The organism is Arthrobacter sp. D1-29, from assembly GCF_054130585.1.
On sequence record NZ_CP096383.1, the window covers coordinates 1,529,945 to 1,548,334 of the forward strand.

Genomic DNA, 18,390 nt, shown 5'->3' on the forward strand with positions numbered 1-18,390 from the left:
AGAGTCTGCCGCCGGTTATCAGCGAGGCGGGAAGCCAGCCCCTTAGCCGCGGCTCCGCTTCCAGGCACCGGGCCCCGGGGTGGGCGCCAGCCGCAGCTGCTGACGGCGCACCCAATGGCGGACGGTGGGCTTCCTGCTGTCCGCCGTTTCGGCGCCTCCCAGGGAAAGTACGACGGCGGTCAGGGCGGCGAGCTCCTCGGCCGTCGGCTGTCCTTTGACCACAGAGATCAGGGGCGCGGCCGGCGGATTCACGTGGTCCAGTGGCTCGCTCACAGCGGAATGTTCCCGTGCTTTTTGGTGGGCAGGCTGGCCCGTTTGTCGCGCAGGGCCCGGAGGCCCTTAATGATCTGCACACGGGTCTCAGACGGAGCGATGACTGCGTCAACATACCCCAGCTGGGCCGCCTGGTAGGGGTTCAGCAGCTCTTCCTCATACTGCCGGATGACCTCGGCGCGCCGGGCTTCCACATCGCCGCCCGTCTCGGCTACGGCGGCCAGGTCACGGCGGTAGAGGATGTTCACGGCGCCCTGGGCTCCCATGACACCGATCTGGGCCGTGGGCCACGCCAAGTTCAGGTCCGCACCCAGCTTCTTGGAACCCATCACGATGTACGCCCCGCCGTAAGCCTTGCGGGTGATGACGGTGACTTTGGGAACTGTCGCCTCGGCATAGGCGTACAGGAGCTTGGCGCCGCGGCGGATGATGCCCTGGAATTCCTGGTCCTTTCCGGGCAGGAACCCGGGCACGTCGACCAGCGTGATGATGGGGATGTTGAACGCATCGCAGTTCCGGACAAAGCGGGCAGCCTTTTCCGAAGCGGCGATGTCCAGCGTGCCGGCAAACTGGATGGGCTGGTTGGCCACGATTCCCACGGTGTGTCCTTCGACCCTGCCGTAGCCGATGATCACGTTGGGGGCATAGAGCGCCTGCATCTCCAGGAAATGGGCGTCGTCAACGATCTGCTCAATGACACGGCGCATGTCGTAGGGCTGGTTCGCGGAGTCCGGAATGAGTGTGTCCAGCGCCAGGTCGTCGTCGTCAATATCCAATTCCTGCTGGTGCTCCTGCACGGGTGCTTCCGAGAGATTGTTGGAAGGCAGGAAGTCCAGCAGCTCGCGAACAAACTCAATGGCGTCGGTCTCGTCGGACGCCAGGTAGGTGGAGGTTCCGGTGGTGGCGTTGTGCTGGCGCGCGCCGCCCAGGGTTTCCATGTCCACGTCTTCACCCGTGACTGTCTTGATGACGTCGGGGCCGGTGATGAACATGTGGGACGTTTTGTCCACCATGACCACGTAGTCCGTGAGTGCAGGGGAGTAGGCTGCGCCGCCGGCGGACGGGCCCATGATCAGGGAGATCTGGGGGACCACACCGGAGGCGTGGACATTGTTCCGGAAGATGTCAGCGAACATGGCCAGCGAGGCGACGCCTTCCTGGATGCGGGCGCCCCCGCCGTCGAGGATTCCCACCACGGGGCAGCCGTTGCGCAGGGCGAATTCCTGGACCTTGACGATCTTCTCGCCGTTAACCTGGCTGAGGGAACCGCCGTAAACAGAGAAGTCCTGGCTGTAGACGGCTACCGGGCGGCCGTCCACGGTGCCGTAGCCGGAGACCAGGCCATCACCGAGCGGCTTCTTTTTCTCCATGCCAAAAGCGGTGGAACGGTGTACCGCCAGCGCGTCGAACTCCACAAAGGAGCCTTCGTCGAGCAGGAGGTCGATGCGCTCGCGGGCGGTGTTCTTGCCGCGGGCGTGCTGCTTTTCGATGGCCTCGGGGCCGGAGGGCTGTTCTGCACGCGCCTGGCGGTCGCGGAAATCGGCGATCTTTCCCGCTGTCGTTGTCAGATCGTGGCTCATTAAGTGTCTCCGGCTCTGTAGCTGATGTGGCGCCGTCCCAAGGTGGCGCCGTAACGATGTGGTGCAGTGCGTAGGCGGCCCGCTCATCTGGCGCGGATTAAGTGGCTTCCACACAAAGAACGAACCCCGTTGGCTAGTCTAGTGACGCTCACGGCGGGGATGGCTGTAGAAAACCTACAACTTTCCAACATGCGGCAACATCACCGCTTAAGTTACTCGCCAGTAACATAATTCCGCTACAGTAGTGGCATGACTTCGAGCAACGATGCTTTGGGTGCCGCCGCAGCGCCGTACCAGGCCGCCGGTTCCCTTCAGGGCCGCACTATCCTGATCTCCGGCGGGAGCCGCGGAATCGGGCTGGCCATAGCCACCCGGGCGGCACAGGACGGGGCCAATATCGTGTTGATGGCCAAGACCGGCCAGGCGCACCCGAAGCTGGCCGGCACTGTCTTTACCGCCGCCGAGCAACTGGAGGCCGTCGGCGGGCAGGCGTTGCCGCTGGTTGGGGATGTCCGCAATGACGACGACGTCGCCGGCACTGTCGCCGCTGCAATGGACCGCTTTGGCGGAATCGACGTGGTTATCAACAATGCTTCGGCCATCGATCTCTCAAAGACCGACGACGTGGACATGAAGCGCTACGACCTGATGCAGGACATCAACGTCCGTGGTACGTTCCTGCTGTCCAAGCTGGCGCTGCCCGCGCTCCGGAAATCGACGCAAGGCCATATCCTCACACTGTCACCGCCGCTGAATCTCGATCCCCACTGGGCAGGCAGGCACCTTGCCTACACCATGGCGAAGTACGGGATGAGCCTGACTACCCTGGGGCTTGCTGAAGAACTCAAGACTGACGGGATCCGCGTCAATTCCCTGTGGCCGTGCACGCTCATCGACACCGCCGCCATCCGGAACATGCCGGGGGGCCAGGCCATGGTGAAGGCCGCTCGCGGGCCACAGATTATGGCGGATGCCGCGCACGCGGTGCTGACCGGCAGTAATCTGACAGCAGAGGGGCAGCAAGGGGCGGAGGCCTCGCCAACCGGAAACTTCTACACCGACGAACAGGTGCTGACTGCAGCGGGGGTCACGGATTTCCGGGCATACAGCCTTGGAGCAGCCGAGGACCAGCTGGTTCCCGACATTTTCCTCTGAGCAACCCCGGGATGGATGTTGGAATGCCTTCGGCTGAGGGGACACGGCAAGTCGATAGGATTCAACCATGGATGATGCATACGCCCCAGGGTCGCCTTTAAACCGGACCCCCCTGAATCGCGGAGCCCTGGCGGACCAGGACTTCCTCTCTGCCACCGGCATCTCCAGGCTTGACGTGGTGGACACCACCGGTTCCACCAATGCCGACCTGCTGCGCAATGTCAGCGTTGAGCCCGCGCTGTGGCCGGATCTGTCCGTGCTGACGGCGGAATACCAGACAGCTGCCCGGGGCCGCCTTGACCGGCGGTGGGAGTCGCCTCCCCTCAGCTCGCTTTCAGTCTCCGTAGTCCTGCGTCCCGCCAACGCCGAGGGCCGGCCGCTTCCCACCCAGACCTACTCCTGGCTGTCGCTGCTGGCCGCCCTGGCGCTGCGCGAGACGCTCCTGGAGACGGCCGGGATTCCGGCGGAACTCAAATGGCCGAATGACGTTCTGGTCCGCGGCCGCAAGATCGCCGGCATCCTTGCGCAGCTGGGCCCCATGACCGGGGGTTCGGTGCCTCCGGTGATCCTTGGCACAGGACTGAACGTGAGCCTTAGCGCGAACGAGCTGCCAGTCCCCACCGCCACCTCTGTGACGTTGGAGCAGCCGCGAACCGCGGACCGAACACTGCTGCTGAAGAGTTACCTCGCCCGTTTCGCCGTTCTGTACCGCAGTTTTTGCCATGCCGACGGCGACCCCGCCGCAGGCCTGGCCGGCGGGGCCTCCCTCCACAAGAGAGTGGAGTCGGCCATGGTGACCATAGGCAAACACGTGCGCGCCCAGCTGCCCGGGGACCACGAGATTATCGGCCGCGCCTCCCGGCTTGATGACTATGGTTCCCTCCTTGTGGTGGACCGCGATGCCCGCGAACACGTGGTGACCGCCGGCGACGTCGTCCACCTCCGCCCCTGGACGCCGCCGGGCCAGGCTGCTCCGCCTGGCAGTGAAGGCGGCTATGCGTAAAGACCTCGTGCCGGGCGAGCAGGTTATAGTCACCACCCGCCCACAGCCGAGGCAGTTGGCCGGACCAGCGGCAGCCTTCATCGCGGCTCCCGCCGCGGCTGCTTTTGCCAGTGCGTGGATCAGTCGCGGCGAGGCCACCCGCCTGCTGCCGGACATTTCCCCGGAATGGTCGCCGTGGCTCGTCACGGGATGCGTCCTGGCCGCCGCATGGATATGGTTGGGATACTGCCTGCCGCGCTTTCTGCGGTGGCAGGCCACGCGTTATACGCTGACCAGCCGCAGGATAGTTGCCAGATACGGCATGTTGAGACGGAGGGACCAGCAGGTGAATCTGGCGGCCGTGCGCGACCTGACGTTGAGGCAGTCGGTCCTGCAGCGCATATTGCGGTCAGGGAATATATTCTTGGAGACCGGATACCACGGCAGCATGGCCATTCAGGATGTGCCTGAAGCGGCGCGGTTCCGGGACTTTGTGCTGGATGCCATCGACGGGCTGCCCCGGGACGGGGAACCGTGGATGGACGGAACACTTGACGATACGGGCCACGTGCTGCCATGGGAACTGAGAGAAGGTGGACAGGATGAACGATGAGGATCAGCAGGAACAGCAGGACACCGCTGCTCCCACCGCTCCCGAATCCGCCCGGCCTGACACCGCTCCTCCCGTTCCTGGATTCTCCGTGGCCGCGAACCCTCCCACGGGTACGCTGTCGGCCGAGCGGCTGGCAGCGAAGGCCCTTGAAACCCGGCTGCTGGGCGGTGAACGGAAGCTCCGCCGCCGTGAGGTGGCCGCCGGCGCGGGGCTCTCGCTGCTGTCGGCGCGGAAACTCTGGCGTGCCCTTGGCTTCCCCAATTTTGGCGACGACGATGTAGCCTTCACCGAGCGCGACCAGGCCGCCCTCTCCACAGTGGTGGATCTGGTCAGGTCCGGAATGCTGACGGAAGAGGCGGCGATCTCGGTCACCAGGTCGATCGGCCAGATGACGGACCGGATGGTGGTCTGGCAGATCGAGGCCCTGGTCGAGGACATGGTCCACGAGCAAGGCGTCACCGATGCCGTTGCCCGCAAACAGTTGGTCAACGATCTTCCTGCCCTGGTGGATGCGCTCGAGGAGATGCTGGTGTACTCGTGGCGGCGGCAACTGAACGCAGGCGTCCAGCGGCTTGCGGTCCGGGCCGAAGCCGGCCTGCAGGCCAGCGAGGAGGGCCGCGAAGGCGACGAGGACGACGCGCCCCTGCCGCTGGCTCGTGCCGTGGGCTTTGCCGACCTGGTGTCCTATACCAGCCTGTCCCGCAGGATGAATGAAAAGACGCTGGCACGGCTGGTCCAGCGCTTCGAAAACAAGTGCGCCGAGATCATCTCAGTGGGCGGCGGCCGCTTGGTAAAGACCGTCGGCGACGAAGTGCTCTACATCGCCGAGACCCCGGCCGCCGGAGCCGAGATCTCCCTTGCATTGGCGCAGGCCTTTACAGAGGATGAGATCCTTCCGGAGGCACGTGTGGCCATGGTCTGGGGCCGGATACTGTCCCGGCTCGGAGACATTTACGGCCCTACCGTGAATCTGGCGGCCCGGCTCACCACCTTGGCCGATCCTGGAACTGTCCTGGTGGATTCCATGACGGCCTCGGCATTGGACCGGGATGAACGCTTTGTCCTGGTACCGCAGCCGGCCGAAAATGTCCGCGGCTTCGGAGAAATCCATCCTGTCCTGCTCAGCAGGGGACTCGGCAAGGGCCTGATCCTGGACTGACCGGATACACAGCCGAACCACAGGGCTGAACGACTTTATCCATTTGATAGCGAATGCCGATATAGTCATAACTGCCTGGTGTTAGCTGGCCGGAGACCGGCCCTGCCGGAGTCTTACTTGGGGGAACAAAACCGTGAATCTTCGCCGAGCCGCGCGCCAAAAGGCAGCAGGGGAATCCGGGCCCCGCTTCCACCTGCCACGCTGGTTTCCTGCCATTGCTTTTTCCGTTGCTGGAGTGGTGTTGGTCACGGGTGCTGTGTTGTATCCGGGGTTTAAGACCACTGAGGTGGAGTTGAACGATGGTGGTGTGTGGGTTGTTTCGAAGTCCAAGAATGCTGTGGGGCGGCTGAATTATCCGTCGCGTGTTCTTGATGGGGCGGTGACGCCGGCGAGTACTACGTTTGATGTTTTGCAGCATGCGGGGGATGTGTTTGTTGATGATGAGACGGGTTCGACGCTGAACCAGGTTTCTCCGGCGAATATGCGCCTGGGCGGGGACAAGCAGCTGCCCGGTGCCGCCGAAGTGAGCTTTGGCGCGCAGGTCATCTCCGTCACGGACGCAGCGAAGGGCAAGGTCTGGGCGCTGTCACCGTCCACAGTGAACGGCTTCGAAGCGGACTCGACGGAACCGGCGCTCACCGCTTCACAGGGCCTGGTGTCCGCCGTGGGGTCTGATGACCGTATTTACAGTGCGGATCCGAAGTCCGGGGTGGTCACTGTTACCGGCGTGGATGCCAATGGTGAGGTGTCGTCGTCGGAGTCCAGTACGTGGGGCGAGCTGAAGGGCTCGGGGGATTTGCAGATCACGGTGGTGGGGGACCGGCCGGTGGTTCTTGATGCCGGGGCCGGGAAGCTGTTTTTGCCGGGCGGGAAGCGTTTGCAGCTGGATAATGCGCGGGATGCGAAGCTGCAGCAGACTGGTCCGGCGAGTGATGTTGTGGCGATTTCGACGCAGAAGGCGTTGTTGAAGCAGCCGTTGGATGGTTCCACCGCGAAGACTGTGACCTTTGATGGTGAGGGGGTGCCGGCGGCCCCTGTGCAGTTGGCGGGGTGTGTGCACGCGGCGTGGTCTGGTGCGAACAAGTATGTGCGGGACTGCGTGAACGATGTTGATGACAAGAACGTGGACGTGCCGAAGGCGAGTGCGTCGCCGTCGTATGTGTTCCGGGTGAACCGGGACGTGGTGGTCCTGAACGATGTGAACTCCGGGAATGTGTGGCTGGTGAACCAGAACATGCAGCTGGTGAACAACTGGGACGACGTCATCCCGCCGCAGCAGACCTCCGACGACGCAGACAAGGACTCCGCGGACGAAGTCCAGCAGACTGTCCTGCCGGACCGGACCAAACCCAACAGCGCACCGGTGGCCAAACCGGACACGTTCGGCATACGCGCGGGAAGGACGGCCATCCTCCCCGTTCTGGACAACGACACCGACCCCGACGGCGATATCCTCACTGTCCGCGCCCCCGATCCCATCGGGTCAGGGCCCGTCGCCCCGATCTACGGCTCCACCGGATTCCAGGTCAGTGTCCCCGCAGACAAGACGGGGTCCGAGACCTTTAAGTACAGCGTGGACGACGGCCGCGGCCTCACGGCATCTTCCGACATCACGCTCAATATCATCCCGCCGGGGGAGAACTCCGCTCCCCGGCAGAAGCCCAACCGGAACACCACGCTGATAGTGCAGGCCGGCAAGATCGTCAGCCAGAACATCCTCAGCGACTGGATCGACCCCGACGGCGATGACCTCTACGTGGTGAATGCCACGGCCAGTGATCCCCGGGACCAGGTCAAGGTCCGGCCCGACGGACTGCTGACGTTCCAGGACGCGGGTACGGAGCCTGGGCGGAAAGTCATCACCCTGACAGTGTCCGACGGCCAGTCAACTGCCGAGGGCAAGGTCACGGTGGACGTGCGCGCGCCGGGAGCGCTGCCGCCCCTCGCCAATGCAGACCACTTGGTTGCCGTGGCCGGCGTGGATACCGTGATCGCGCCGCTGAAAAACGACTCCGACCCGCTGGGCGGTGCCCTCCGCCTCGCCCAGGTCACGCCGGACGGGAACTCCACCGCCACCATGGGTGCGGACCAGCAGACGTTCACGTTCAACTCCACGGCCGAGGGCGCCCACTACGTGGCGTACCTCGTCACCAATGGTCCCGCCAGCGCGCAACAGCTTGTTCGCGTGGACGTGGTGTCCGGGGGCAACGACGGCGCCCCTGTCGCCGTGCGCGACACCGCCTTGCTGCCCAGCGGCGGCAGCGTCCTGGTGGACGTTCTGGGCAACGACTCGGACCCCTCCGGCGGCGTGCTTGTGGTCCAGTCCGTCACTGCTGCCGACGGCCTGCCGGTCAGCGTCTCCGTCCTGGACCACTCCGTTGTGCGGATCACGGACATCCGGGCGCAGGGTCAGCTCAGCGTCAAATACACGATCTCCAACGGCAAGTCTTCCGCCGGCGGTGACATTGCAGTCCTCGTGGTACCCGCGCCCGCGAAGCTGCAGGCACCCCAGGCCAAACCGGACGAAGTGTCGGTCCGGATAGGCGACGTCGTCACCATACCGGTCCTGGCCAACGACACCGACCCCAACGGCGGCCAGCTCTCGCTTGAGCCTGAGCTGCCACAGAAACCGGATGACGCCGACGGCCGGATGTTCCGGGCCGGGAACACGTTGCGCTTTATCGCCGGAGACGTGCCCAAGACCGTCTACGCGATCTATAAGGTCACCAACGACTCGGGCCAGGCGGACTCCCAGCAGGTCACCATCCGGGTCCGGGCCCGCGACGACGAACGCAACACCCGCCCGGAGCCCAAGAACCTGACAGCCCGTGTGGTCTCAGGAATGGTGGTGCGGATCCCGGTGCCCCTGGATGGTATCGACTCCGACGGCGACTCCGTCCAGCTGATCGGCGTGGACAAGGCCCCCGCGATGGGAACGGCTGTGGTCAGGGACGGCTACCTGGAGTTCACGGCGACAGGAACGGCCGCCGGCACGGACACCTTCACTTACCGCGTGCGGGACCGGATCGGCGCCGAGAACACCGGGACCGTGATTGTGGGGATCGCTCCGCCCGAGCCGAACAACCAGAAACCCATCGCCGTTGACGACGCCGTGGATGTACGGCCGGGACGCAACATCGCCGTGGACGCGTTAACTAACGACTCGGATCCGGACGGGGACCCGATCGGGCTGGTGTCCAACGCCTTCGAGGCACGCCCGGAACTGCGCGTCGAGACGGCCGACGGCGGCAGGATACTGCTCACGGCGCCGGATACCGCCGGCAACGAGAGCGTCGGCTACAAAATACAGGACGACAAGAAAGCCCAGGGCGGTGCTGTCATCCGGGTCAGGGTCAGCCCAGACGCAACGCTTAAGGCACCGATCGCCAAGGACGACGTCATCACGCCCGCCGAGACACTGGGCAAATCCGCGGTGGACGTGCCGGTCCTGAAAAATGACTCCGATCCCGACGGGGTGGCTTCCGAACTCAAGCTCACCCTGCCGGACGGCAACCCGAACGCGCGCGTCGGCGGCGATGGCAACGTGGTGGTCAGCCTTGCGCCGGCGGACCAGTTGGTTCCTTACACTGTCACGGACGTCGACGGCCAGAGCGCTACCGCTGTCATCTGGGTTCCCGGGCAGGGCGAAGAGCACCCCACCCTGGCCCGCACCGACGTCGTGGAAGTGATGGCCGGGCAGGAAATCACCCTGGACCTGAACGAGTATGTCCGCGTCAGGGAGGGGCGCGAACCGCAGATCACCCAGGCGGACAAAGTCCGGGTTCAGGGCGCCGATCCGCAGAACATCATCGGCGGGGACGCCAGGACGCTGCGTTACTCCGCGCTGAAAGACTACGTCGGTCCGGGTTCAGTCACCTTTGAAGTGACAGACGGCTCCGGTCCGGAAGATCCCCAGGGCCTGAAATCGACCCTGACCATCGTCACCCGGGTCACCCCTGACCCGAACGCGAACCACCAGCCCACGTTCAGCGGCAGCGACCTTGAGGTGCCGACGGCCGAAACAGCCAGCCTTGACCTGGGCAACCTGGCCAGGGATGTGGACGCCGGGGACCAGGAGAAGCTCACCTTCGAGCTGGACGGGACCACCCCCGAAGGCTTCACCGCAACCATTGACGGGCAGACACTTAACGTCCGCTCCGCAGACGGCATCGCCGCCGGCCGCAAGGGGACCATTCCGCTGAAGGTCACGGACGGCCGCTCGGAACCTGCCAAGGCCCAGGTGACGGCCACCGTCGTTGCGTCCAACCGGCCGCTGGCCACCGCCAACGAGGACGTCCTGGACAAGGCCAACGCGGGGCGGACCGAAACCATTAACGTCCTTGCCAATGACTTCAATCCCTTTGACGGCAGCCCGCTGAAAATCGTTTCGATCGCGGTGGAAACCGGATCCGCCGCCGGGCAACCCGTCATCAGCGGAGAATCTGTCACGGTGACGCCGGCGGAAGGATTCAAGGGCGTGATGGTGCTCAGATACACCGTCGCGGACAAAACCGGGGATGCGTCACGCCAGGTGAGCGGGCGGGTCCGCATCACCGTCCGGGACGAACCGGACGCACCCTCGGCCCCCGCCGCAACCGACGTGCGCAGCCGGACGGCGGTACTCAAGTGGGCCCCGCCGTCGGACAACGGTGCACCGATCACCGGCTACACCGTCAGGTCCACCAACGGCTTCGAACAACGTTGTGCCACCACGACCTGCACCCTCAGCGGGCTGACCAACGACGTGAAGTATGTCTTCACCGTGACCGCCACCAACGAGGTGGGAGACTCTCCGGCGTCCCCGCAGTCGAACGAAATCCGGCCGGACGAAAAGCCTTCTCCACCGGAAGCGCCCACCGTGAAGGCGGGTGACAAGGACATGGTCATCAACTGGCCGCCGGCCAAGACCGAGGGCTCGGCCGTCAAAAGCTACAACCTCGAGATTTCACCGCCTCCCGCCGGTGGCGTTGCAGTCAAAAACGGCGTGACCGGCCTGACCTACACCTGGACCGGCCTGACCAACGGGGTCCGTTACAAGGTGCGCGCCCAGGCCGTCAATGAGCTGGGGGCCTCGGACTGGGGCATCTACTCCTCCGAAGACAACCCTGCCGGAGTGCCCGCCGCGCCGGCGGCACCGACCTCCGCCGTGGCCTCCGCCGTGGGAACCACCAATCAGTTGCGTGTTAACTGGACGGAACCGAACACCAACGGCGACGCGATCAGGAACTATTACGTCACCATGAGCGGAGGCGGCGCCACGCCGCAGACCCAGACGATCGCAGGTACCGTTCGCACCGCCAACTTCAGTGCGAACAATTCCGAAACCGAATACACCTTCACCGTGCAGGCCGAGAACAAGGCAGGAAAAGGTGCAGTCAGTCCGCCGTCGGCACCCCGGCGCGCCACCGGCAAACTGGGCCAGGTCTCAGGCGTCACTGTCGCTGCGGCAGACACCGGGGGAGCCGGACGGAAGGTGGCCATCGATTTCAAGGAACTCACGGCTGCCGAACGGAACGGCTCGTCGGTGAATGAGGTCAGCTACAGCTACAACGCCAGCAGCGGTGAAAGCGGTCCCATTACACGGGGGCAGACGGTTGGTGGTTTCACCAACGGCGTCCAGACCACCATCACGGTGATCGCGCACTCAACGGTTGCGCCGAGCTCCAATTCCAGCGCCGGAGCATCAACTACCCCCTATGGGTCACCCGGGACGCCGACAGCCGCAGGCGAAAACGGCCCCATGAACCAAAAGTACGCGACCATGAGCTGGTCCTCACCATCCACCAGCACCAACGATGTCGCCCAGACCAAGATCAACATCAACAACCGCGGCTGGGAGGTGGTGGCGCCCTCCGGGAGCCGGGTGGTCAACACCGAGGGCTACGGCGAGCTGGTGTCCATACAGGTCCAGACGTTCAACTCACTGGGCACCGGGGGCACGGCCCCCGCTGCGATCGCCGCATCCGGCAAACGGGGCGAGTGGATCACCACCGTTGTGAAGGGAACTGACCTGGTCCGCACATGCACGTTCGAATATGGCAAAGCCAGCTACCGGCCCGCGCCCTACTTTGACTGCCAGGGCATCAACAAGGGGGATACCCCGCCCTGGTACTACGTCAACAGTGGCGAGCACATCGTGGTCCGCTGCTACGTGATGATGAACGACCAGTGGACCAACACACCGGACCAGCCCTTCTACCGGATTGAGCCCGGCTCCAACCGGAACGTTGGCTTCTACATGGTGGCAAGGCATTCGCAGCTTGACCTGCCTTACTCCCACGGTATTCCGCTGTGTTGACGCCGGGACTAATTACGCGCTTAACGCCAGGCGGCTGCGATGGGCAGCCCTGCCCATCGCAGCCCCTGACCGGGTTGGGTAGGCTAGCGCGGGGAACAGAGAGCCCTGGACAGGGTCTTTGGACAGGTCGGCCTGGGGGCCGCCATAAATTTGAGGGAAAAGTAACGCTGTGACAACTCTGCTGGGGAAGCTTGGGCTGAAAAAGCGCCGGAACAAACTCGCCAACCGCCACAAGCGGCTGATCGCCGGAACGGCGTTTGGAGCCGCCGTGGTGGTGTTGGTCACGGGTGCTGTGTTGTATCCGGGGTTTAAGACCACTGAGGTGGAGTTGAACGATGGTGGTGTGTGGGTTGTTTCGAAGTCCAAGAATGCTGTGGGGCGGCTGAATTATCCGTCGCGTGTTCTTGATGGGGCGGTGACGCCGGCGAGTACTACGTTTGATGTTTTGCAGCATGCGGGGGATGTGTTTGTTGATGATGAGACGGGTTCGACGCTGAACCAGGTTTCTCCGGCGAACATGCGCCTGGGCGGGGACAAGCAGCTGCCCGGTGCCGCCGAGGTGAGTTTTGGCGCGCAGGTGATCTCGGTGACTGATCCGGCGTCAGGCAAGGTGTGGGCAGTGTCGCCGTCCACGGTCAATGGTTTTGATGAGGAAGCCACGGAACCGGTGATGGTGGGTTCGGAGGGCCTGGTGTCCGCCGTGGGGTCTGATGACCGTATTTACAGTGCGGATCCGAAGTCCGGGGTGGTCACTGTTACCGGCGTGGATGCCAATGGTGAGGTGTCGTCGTCGGAGTCCAGTACGTGGGGCGAGCTGAAGGGCTCGGGGGATTTGCAGATCACGGTGGTGGGGGACCGGCCGGTGGTTCTTGATGCCGGGGCCGGGAAGCTGTTTTTGCCGGGCGGGAAGCGTTTGCAGCTGGATAATGCGCGGGATGCGAAGCTGCAGCAGACTGGTCCGGCGAGTGATGTTGTGGCGATTTCGACGCAGAAGGCGTTGTTGAAGCAGCCGTTGGATGGTTCCACGGCGAAGACTGTGACCTTTGATGGTGAGGGGGTGCCGGCGGCGCCTGTGCAGTTGGCGGGGTGTGTGCATGCGGCGTGGTCTGGTGCGAACAAGTATGTGCGGGACTGCGTGAACGATGTTGATGACAAGAACGTGGATGTGCCGAAGGCGAGTGCGTCGCCGTCGTATGTGTTCCGGGTGAACCGGGATGTGGTGGTCCTGAACGATGTGAACTCCGGGAATGTGTGGCTGGTGAACCAGAACATGCAGCTGGTGAACAACTGGGACGACGTTGTCCCGCCCAAAAACGAGTCCGACGAACAGGACCAGGATTCGGCAGACAACAACACCATCAACGTGCTCCCTGACCGCACCAAACCCAACCGGCCGCCGGAAACAAAACCGGATATTGTCGGCGTGCGCCCCGGCCGTACCACCGTCCTGAGCGTCCTGGACAATGACTCCGATCCCGACGGCGACGTGCTGACCGCCGCCGTCGGAAATGCCGGTCCCAAGGCCGGAAGCCTGGAGAGCATCTATGGCGGCACCGCCTTCCAGATCTCTGTCCCGGCCACGGCAAACCCGGGCACCGAATCCTTCGACTACAACGCGGCGGACGGCCGGGGGCTGTCCGCCGGCGGCCAGGTGACGTTGAGCGTGGTGGGCCCGGACGAAAACCGGCCGCCCCAGTTCAAACGGGGCGGGGACGCCACCACCATGCTCGTCGAACAGGGCAAAACCGTCAGCCAGAACATTCTCACCGACTGGGCAGATCCCGACGGCGACGACCTGGTCCTGATGGATGCCAAGGCTGACAACGACCAGGACCAGGTCAAGGTCCGCCGTGACGGGCTGCTGACGTTCCAGGATTCCGGCGCCACGGCCGGCAAGAAGAACGTCACCGTCACCATCTGGGACGGCCGGGCAACAGTCACCGGAAAAGTAGTGGTCAACGTCCAGCCGCCCGGAGCCCTCGCACCCGTGGTCAATGCCGACCATGTCACAGCAGTGGTGGGCCAGGACCTGGTGATCGCCCCGCTGAAGAACGACGTGGACCCCAACGGTGGTGCCCTGCGGCTGGCCCAGGTGGAGGCCAATGGCCCTGCCGAACTCGGTCCTGTCACAGACGGCGGCACCTTCACGTTCCGCAGCACCACCCCGGGCCCGGTCTACCTTACGTACATTGCCAGCAACGGTCCACAGAGCAGCCAGGGACTCATCCGGGTTGACGTGGAATCGGGCAAGGACGGCGGCGACCCCGTGGCCGTCCACGACGTTGCGCTGATGCCTGTTGGAGGAAGCGTCCTGCTGGATCCGTTGGCCAACGACTCGGACCCCTCCGGCGGCGTCCTGGTCCTGCAGTCCGTCAAGCTTCCGGAGAACACCACCGCGTCCGTCAGCGTGATCGACCACAGCGTCCTGCGGATCACGGACATCCTGGGCACCAAAGACCCGTTCCTCTTTGAGTACACCATGTCCAACGGAAAGAAGTCCGCCACCGGAAGCGTCTCTGTTGTTCCGGTTCCGGCCCCCGCCATCGTGGAAGCGCCCCAGCCTAAACCTGATGAGGTGAACGTCCGCATCAACGACGTCGTCACCATTCCGGTGCTGGATAACGACACCCACCCGCAGGGCGAAAAACTGACGGTTGATCCCGTCCTTCCGCAGGGAGTGGACCAAGCTGACGGCAAGAGCTTCGTTTCGGAGAACACCCTCCGGTTCATCGCCGGACCGCAGCCGAAAACGGTCCGCGCGATTTACAACGCCGTGGATCCGCAGGGGCAGAAGAGCGCCGCGGCCGTCACCATCCATATCCTTCCGCTGGAAGGCGCCGAAAACTCCCGGCCGCAGCCCCGGAACCTGACGGCCCGGGTGGTGGCTGCGGGCACCGTGCGCATCCCCGTTCCGCTGGATGGGATAGATCCCGACGGCGACTCCGTGCAGCTGACGGGCATCGACAGCACCCCGGCCATGGGGACGGCAGCCGTGGGCAGTAATTTCATTGACTTTACGGCTGCCGGCGACGGCGCCGGAACCGACACTTTCCGCTACAAGGTGGTGGACCGGCAGGGCGCCGTCAATACCGGCACCGTAACTGTGGGAATAGCACCGCGGGGGGAAACCAACCAGAATCCCACTCCCGTGGACGACGAGGTCAAGGTCCGGCCCGGGCGGCAGATTGCCGTTGACGCCGCCGGCAACGACACCGATCCCGACGGTGACCTCATCCGGGTCCTCACCGACGGCATCGAGGCCGATCCTGCCCTCCAGGCCACCGTGAGCAAGCAGAGCGGGCGGATTATCCTGTTGGCGCCCAATGCCGCGGGAACGGTCAACGTCCGCTACTCCGTCGCCGATGACAGGGATGCGTCCGCGCAGGCGACCATCCGCATGGTGGTGGACAATGACGTGCCCCTGCAGGCACCCATTGCCCGCGACGACAGGGTGACGTCCGCCCAAACAATGGGAAAGACCGCCGTGGACGTGCCGGTCCTCAAGAACGATGAAGACCCCGACGGCGTGGGGGAGAACCTGAAAATCAGCACGGAGTTGCCGACTGCCCGCCCCGGCGCTGACGGCAACATGATCGTTGACCTGACCGAGCAGCCGCAGCTCATTCCGTACACCGTGGAAGACGTGGACGGCCAGAAGTCGACGGCCATCATCTGGGTACCGGGCATCGGGCAGCAAGTGCCCACGCTCGCGAAGGACGAAGTGATCGAGGTCATCGCCGGTCAGTCGGTCACGGTGGACCTGGACGAATGGGTGAAGGTCCGGGAAGGACGCTCGCCGCGCCTGACCCAGACGGACCGGGTCAAGCTCATTGGCTCCGACGGCAGCGACCCCGGATCCGGAGACGGTACCCAGCTTAAGTACACCGCCGGCGTTGACTATGTGGGCCCCGGCTCGATCAGCTTCGAGGTCACAGACGGAAGCGGCGTGGATGATCCCGCCGGCCTCAAGTCCACCCTGAGCATCCGCACCAAGGTGCTGCCGGACCCCAACCGCAACAACCCGCCGGAACTGCTGGGTGCCAACGTTGACGTTCCCAAGGGGGACGCAGCTACCGTTGACCTGGGCAAGCTGACGGCGGACCCGGACCGCGATGATCTCGAGAAAATGACATACGAGCTGGTGGGAGCCAGCCCCGGCGGATTCGAAGCCGGCATCGACGGCAAATCGCTTAAGGTTTCTGCCGCTGACAACAGCACCTCCGGCACTACTGGCTCAGTCCAGGTCAAGGCCAAGGATTCGCGCGGCCTGGAAGCCACCGCCACCTTCCAGCTGACAGTAACGGCCTCCAACCGGCCAAAGCCGGTGGCCAATGACGATGTGGAGCCCAGCGCCGCGGCGGGGAAGCCGGTAACCGTCAAGGTCCTGGACAACGACGCAAACCCCTTCCCGGAATCACCGCTGAAGATCCTTTCCGCCATCACCGAAACGGGCCAGGGAACTGCCGGGATTTCGGGAGATTCCGTCACGGTCACACCGTCGTCCGGATTCACCGGAACCATGGTTGTGGCCTACACGGTGGCGGACAAGACAGGGGACGATTCCCGCAACGCCACGGCACGTATACGGCTGACGGTGAAGGACGCTCCGATGGCTCCGACGACTCCCCAGGCGCAGAGCGTGGGGGACCAGACTGCACTGCTGACCTGGGGCGCCCCCGCAGACCGCGGCGCCCCGATCACCAAGTACACGGTCTTTGGCGAAAACGGCTTCCAGCAGGAATGCCCGGCGAACACGTGCACCCTGACAGGTCTTACCAACGACACCAAGTACCACTTCCAGGTCACGGCCACGAACGAATTCGGCGACTCCGACAAGTCTCCGGCTTCTGCTGAGGTCCGTCCGGACGTGAAGCCGGATACCCCCCTGGCTCCTGCCCTGAAATTCGGCGATAAGGAGCTCGCCGTCACCTGGGTGGCACCTGCCAGCAAGGGGTCACCGGTCAAGTCCTACGACCTTGAAATCTCTCCGGCTCCCGCCGGACAGAATGCGCAGATCCAGAACCTGACAGCCGTCAGCTATGTCTGGAAGGGGCTACAGAACGGTGTGGCCTACAAGGTGCGCGTGCTGGCCCGCAACGATGCCAAGGACCCGTCCGAGTGGAGCCCGTACTCCGCAGCGGAGGTGCCGGCAGGTCCGCCCGCAACGCCGGCGCCGCCCACCGCATCTGATGCGGGCTCCGTCGGGGCCCAAAGCCAGCTGAAAGTCAGCTGGACCGCACCGAACAACAATGGTGACGGAGTGTCCTCCTACACCCTCACCACGTTGCGTGGCGGAGCTGTGGTCAACAGCCAGCCGGTGACCGTCGGAACCTCGCAGAACGTCACGGTGGATAACTCCGAGGCCAACTACACCTTCACGGTATCTGCCACCAACAAGGCAGGGACCAGCGGGACCAGCAGCCCGTCGGCGGCTATCCGCGCTGCGGGCAAGCCGGGCCAGGTGAGCAGCGGAACGGTGGCGGACACCGGCAACAGCGGCCAGCTGCGTGTGACCTTCGCTCCGCTCACCCAGGCCCAGCGGAACGGATCCACCGAAAGTGAAATCCAGTACACGTACAACGCCGACGGCAGGTCGGGCACTATCCCCGCAGGCGGCGGCCCCATTAATGGACTTACCAACGGCCGCGACATCACGGTCACCATCATCGCCACGTCCACCAAGAACAACGTCTCGGGCGACGCCCAGGCTATAGGTACCGGCAACCCCTATGGACCGCCGAACGCTCCGAGCGTGGACGGCAGGACTTCGGCCACCGGCGACGGCCAGGTTCACTGGACCTGGAACAACCCCAACACGAACGGCCGTCCGCTCAGCCACTACGAGGTGAGTGTGGACGGGGGCGGCTGGCAGAACGTGGGCAAGGCCAACAGCTTTGATGCCCCCGGCGGTGGCTGGAGCAACAGCCGTAACCTGCGTGTCCGGGCCGTGTCCGTGGTGGCCGGTGGCATCGGCGGCCCGGTGAGTTCGACGTCGGGCGCAAATCCCGCTCCGCCGGCAACAACGGTCCGGGTCAAGCCCGCGGACAATAACAGCTGCCCGGGCAAGCCCGGAGTCGCGGACCGCTACAGCAATGTGGGTGGCGACGCCCGCTGCGGTTCGAGTGACGCGAACTGGGTCTCGACGTCCGACGGCTGGATTGTGAGCCAATGCTGGATGAACATCTACGGGTCCAGCGAATCATCCAACCCGCCCAGCTACTACAAGTGGTACCGGATGGAGAACGGCCCGCACCCCGGCTGGTACGTCAAGCTCGCCACCATCGACATCAATGGACCCGACGTTCCCCGGTGCTGACGCCCAGCCCGCCA

Annotated in this window: 8 protein-coding genes; 6 read left to right on the forward strand and 2 right to left on the reverse strand. The window is 64.4% G+C overall.

Annotated elements, in window-relative coordinates; genetic code table 11:
- Positions 1–42: 42 nt before the first annotated feature.
- Together M1E17_RS07135 and M1E17_RS07140 are read right to left on the reverse strand one after the other, a co-directional pair.
- Positions 43–273 carry an acyl-CoA carboxylase subunit epsilon gene (locus tag M1E17_RS07135; RefSeq protein WP_457966424.1) on the reverse strand — a complete coding sequence of 77 codons (231 nt, stop codon included), beginning with the start codon at positions 271–273 and terminating at the stop codon, positions 43–45.
- Positions 270–1,853 (reverse strand): acyl-CoA carboxylase subunit beta, encoded by a 1,584-nt coding sequence (locus M1E17_RS07140; protein ID WP_457966426.1) that lies wholly within the window; start codon positions 1,851–1,853, stop codon positions 270–272. Before M1E17_RS07140 ends, M1E17_RS07135 begins: the two co-directional genes overlap by 4 nt.
- A gap of 249 nt (positions 1,854–2,102) precedes the next feature.
- Here M1E17_RS07140 and M1E17_RS07145 point away from each other — a divergent pair, with 249 nt between their 5' ends.
- From M1E17_RS07145 to M1E17_RS07170, 6 genes are all read left to right on the forward strand, one after another.
- A complete protein-coding gene (locus M1E17_RS07145; RefSeq protein WP_457966428.1) occupies positions 2,103–3,008 on the forward strand; it encodes an SDR family oxidoreductase in 906 nt (301 codons plus the stop codon).
- A 67-nt stretch (positions 3,009–3,075) separates the two neighbouring features.
- Positions 3,076–4,011: a biotin--[acetyl-CoA-carboxylase] ligase gene (locus M1E17_RS07150; protein ID WP_457966430.1), complete on the forward strand. Its 936-nt coding sequence runs from the start codon at positions 3,076–3,078 to the stop codon at positions 4,009–4,011.
- A complete protein-coding gene (locus M1E17_RS07155; RefSeq protein ID WP_457966432.1) occupies positions 4,004–4,603 on the forward strand; it encodes a PH domain-containing protein in 600 nt (199 codons plus the stop codon). The genes M1E17_RS07150 and M1E17_RS07155 overlap by 8 nt, the downstream gene beginning before the upstream one ends.
- Positions 4,593–5,762: an adenylate/guanylate cyclase domain-containing protein gene (locus M1E17_RS07160; protein WP_457966434.1), complete on the forward strand. Its 1,170-nt coding sequence runs from the start codon at positions 4,593–4,595 to the stop codon at positions 5,760–5,762. The genes M1E17_RS07155 and M1E17_RS07160 overlap by 11 nt, the downstream gene beginning before the upstream one ends.
- A 133-nt stretch (positions 5,763–5,895) precedes the next feature.
- Positions 5,896–12,060 carry an Ig-like domain-containing protein gene (locus M1E17_RS07165; RefSeq protein WP_457966436.1) on the forward strand — a complete coding sequence of 2,055 codons (6,165 nt, stop codon included), beginning with the start codon at positions 5,896–5,898 and terminating at the stop codon, positions 12,058–12,060.
- A gap of 169 nt (positions 12,061–12,229) precedes the next feature.
- Complete coding sequence (locus tag M1E17_RS07170; protein WP_457966437.1) at positions 12,230–18,376, forward strand: Ig-like domain-containing protein; 6,147 nt, start codon at positions 12,230–12,232, stop codon at positions 18,374–18,376.
- The last annotated feature ends 14 nt before the right edge of the window (positions 18,377–18,390 follow it).

Bases quoted from the DNA above. Each gene is read 5' to 3' on its own strand.
- M1E17_RS07140 (WP_457966426.1), bottom strand. From the start codon at position 1,853: ATGAGCCACGATCTGACAACGACAGCGGGAAAGATCGCCGATTTCCGC.
- M1E17_RS07145 (WP_457966428.1), top strand. From the start codon at position 2,103: ATGACTTCGAGCAACGATGCTTTGGGTGCCGCCGCAGCGCCGTACCAG.
- M1E17_RS07150 (WP_457966430.1), top strand. From the start codon at position 3,076: ATGGATGATGCATACGCCCCAGGGTCGCCTTTAAACCGGACCCCCCTG.
- M1E17_RS07155 (WP_457966432.1), top strand. From the start codon at position 4,004: ATGCGTAAAGACCTCGTGCCGGGCGAGCAGGTTATAGTCACCACCCGC.
- M1E17_RS07160 (WP_457966434.1), top strand. From the start codon at position 4,593: ATGAACGATGAGGATCAGCAGGAACAGCAGGACACCGCTGCTCCCACC.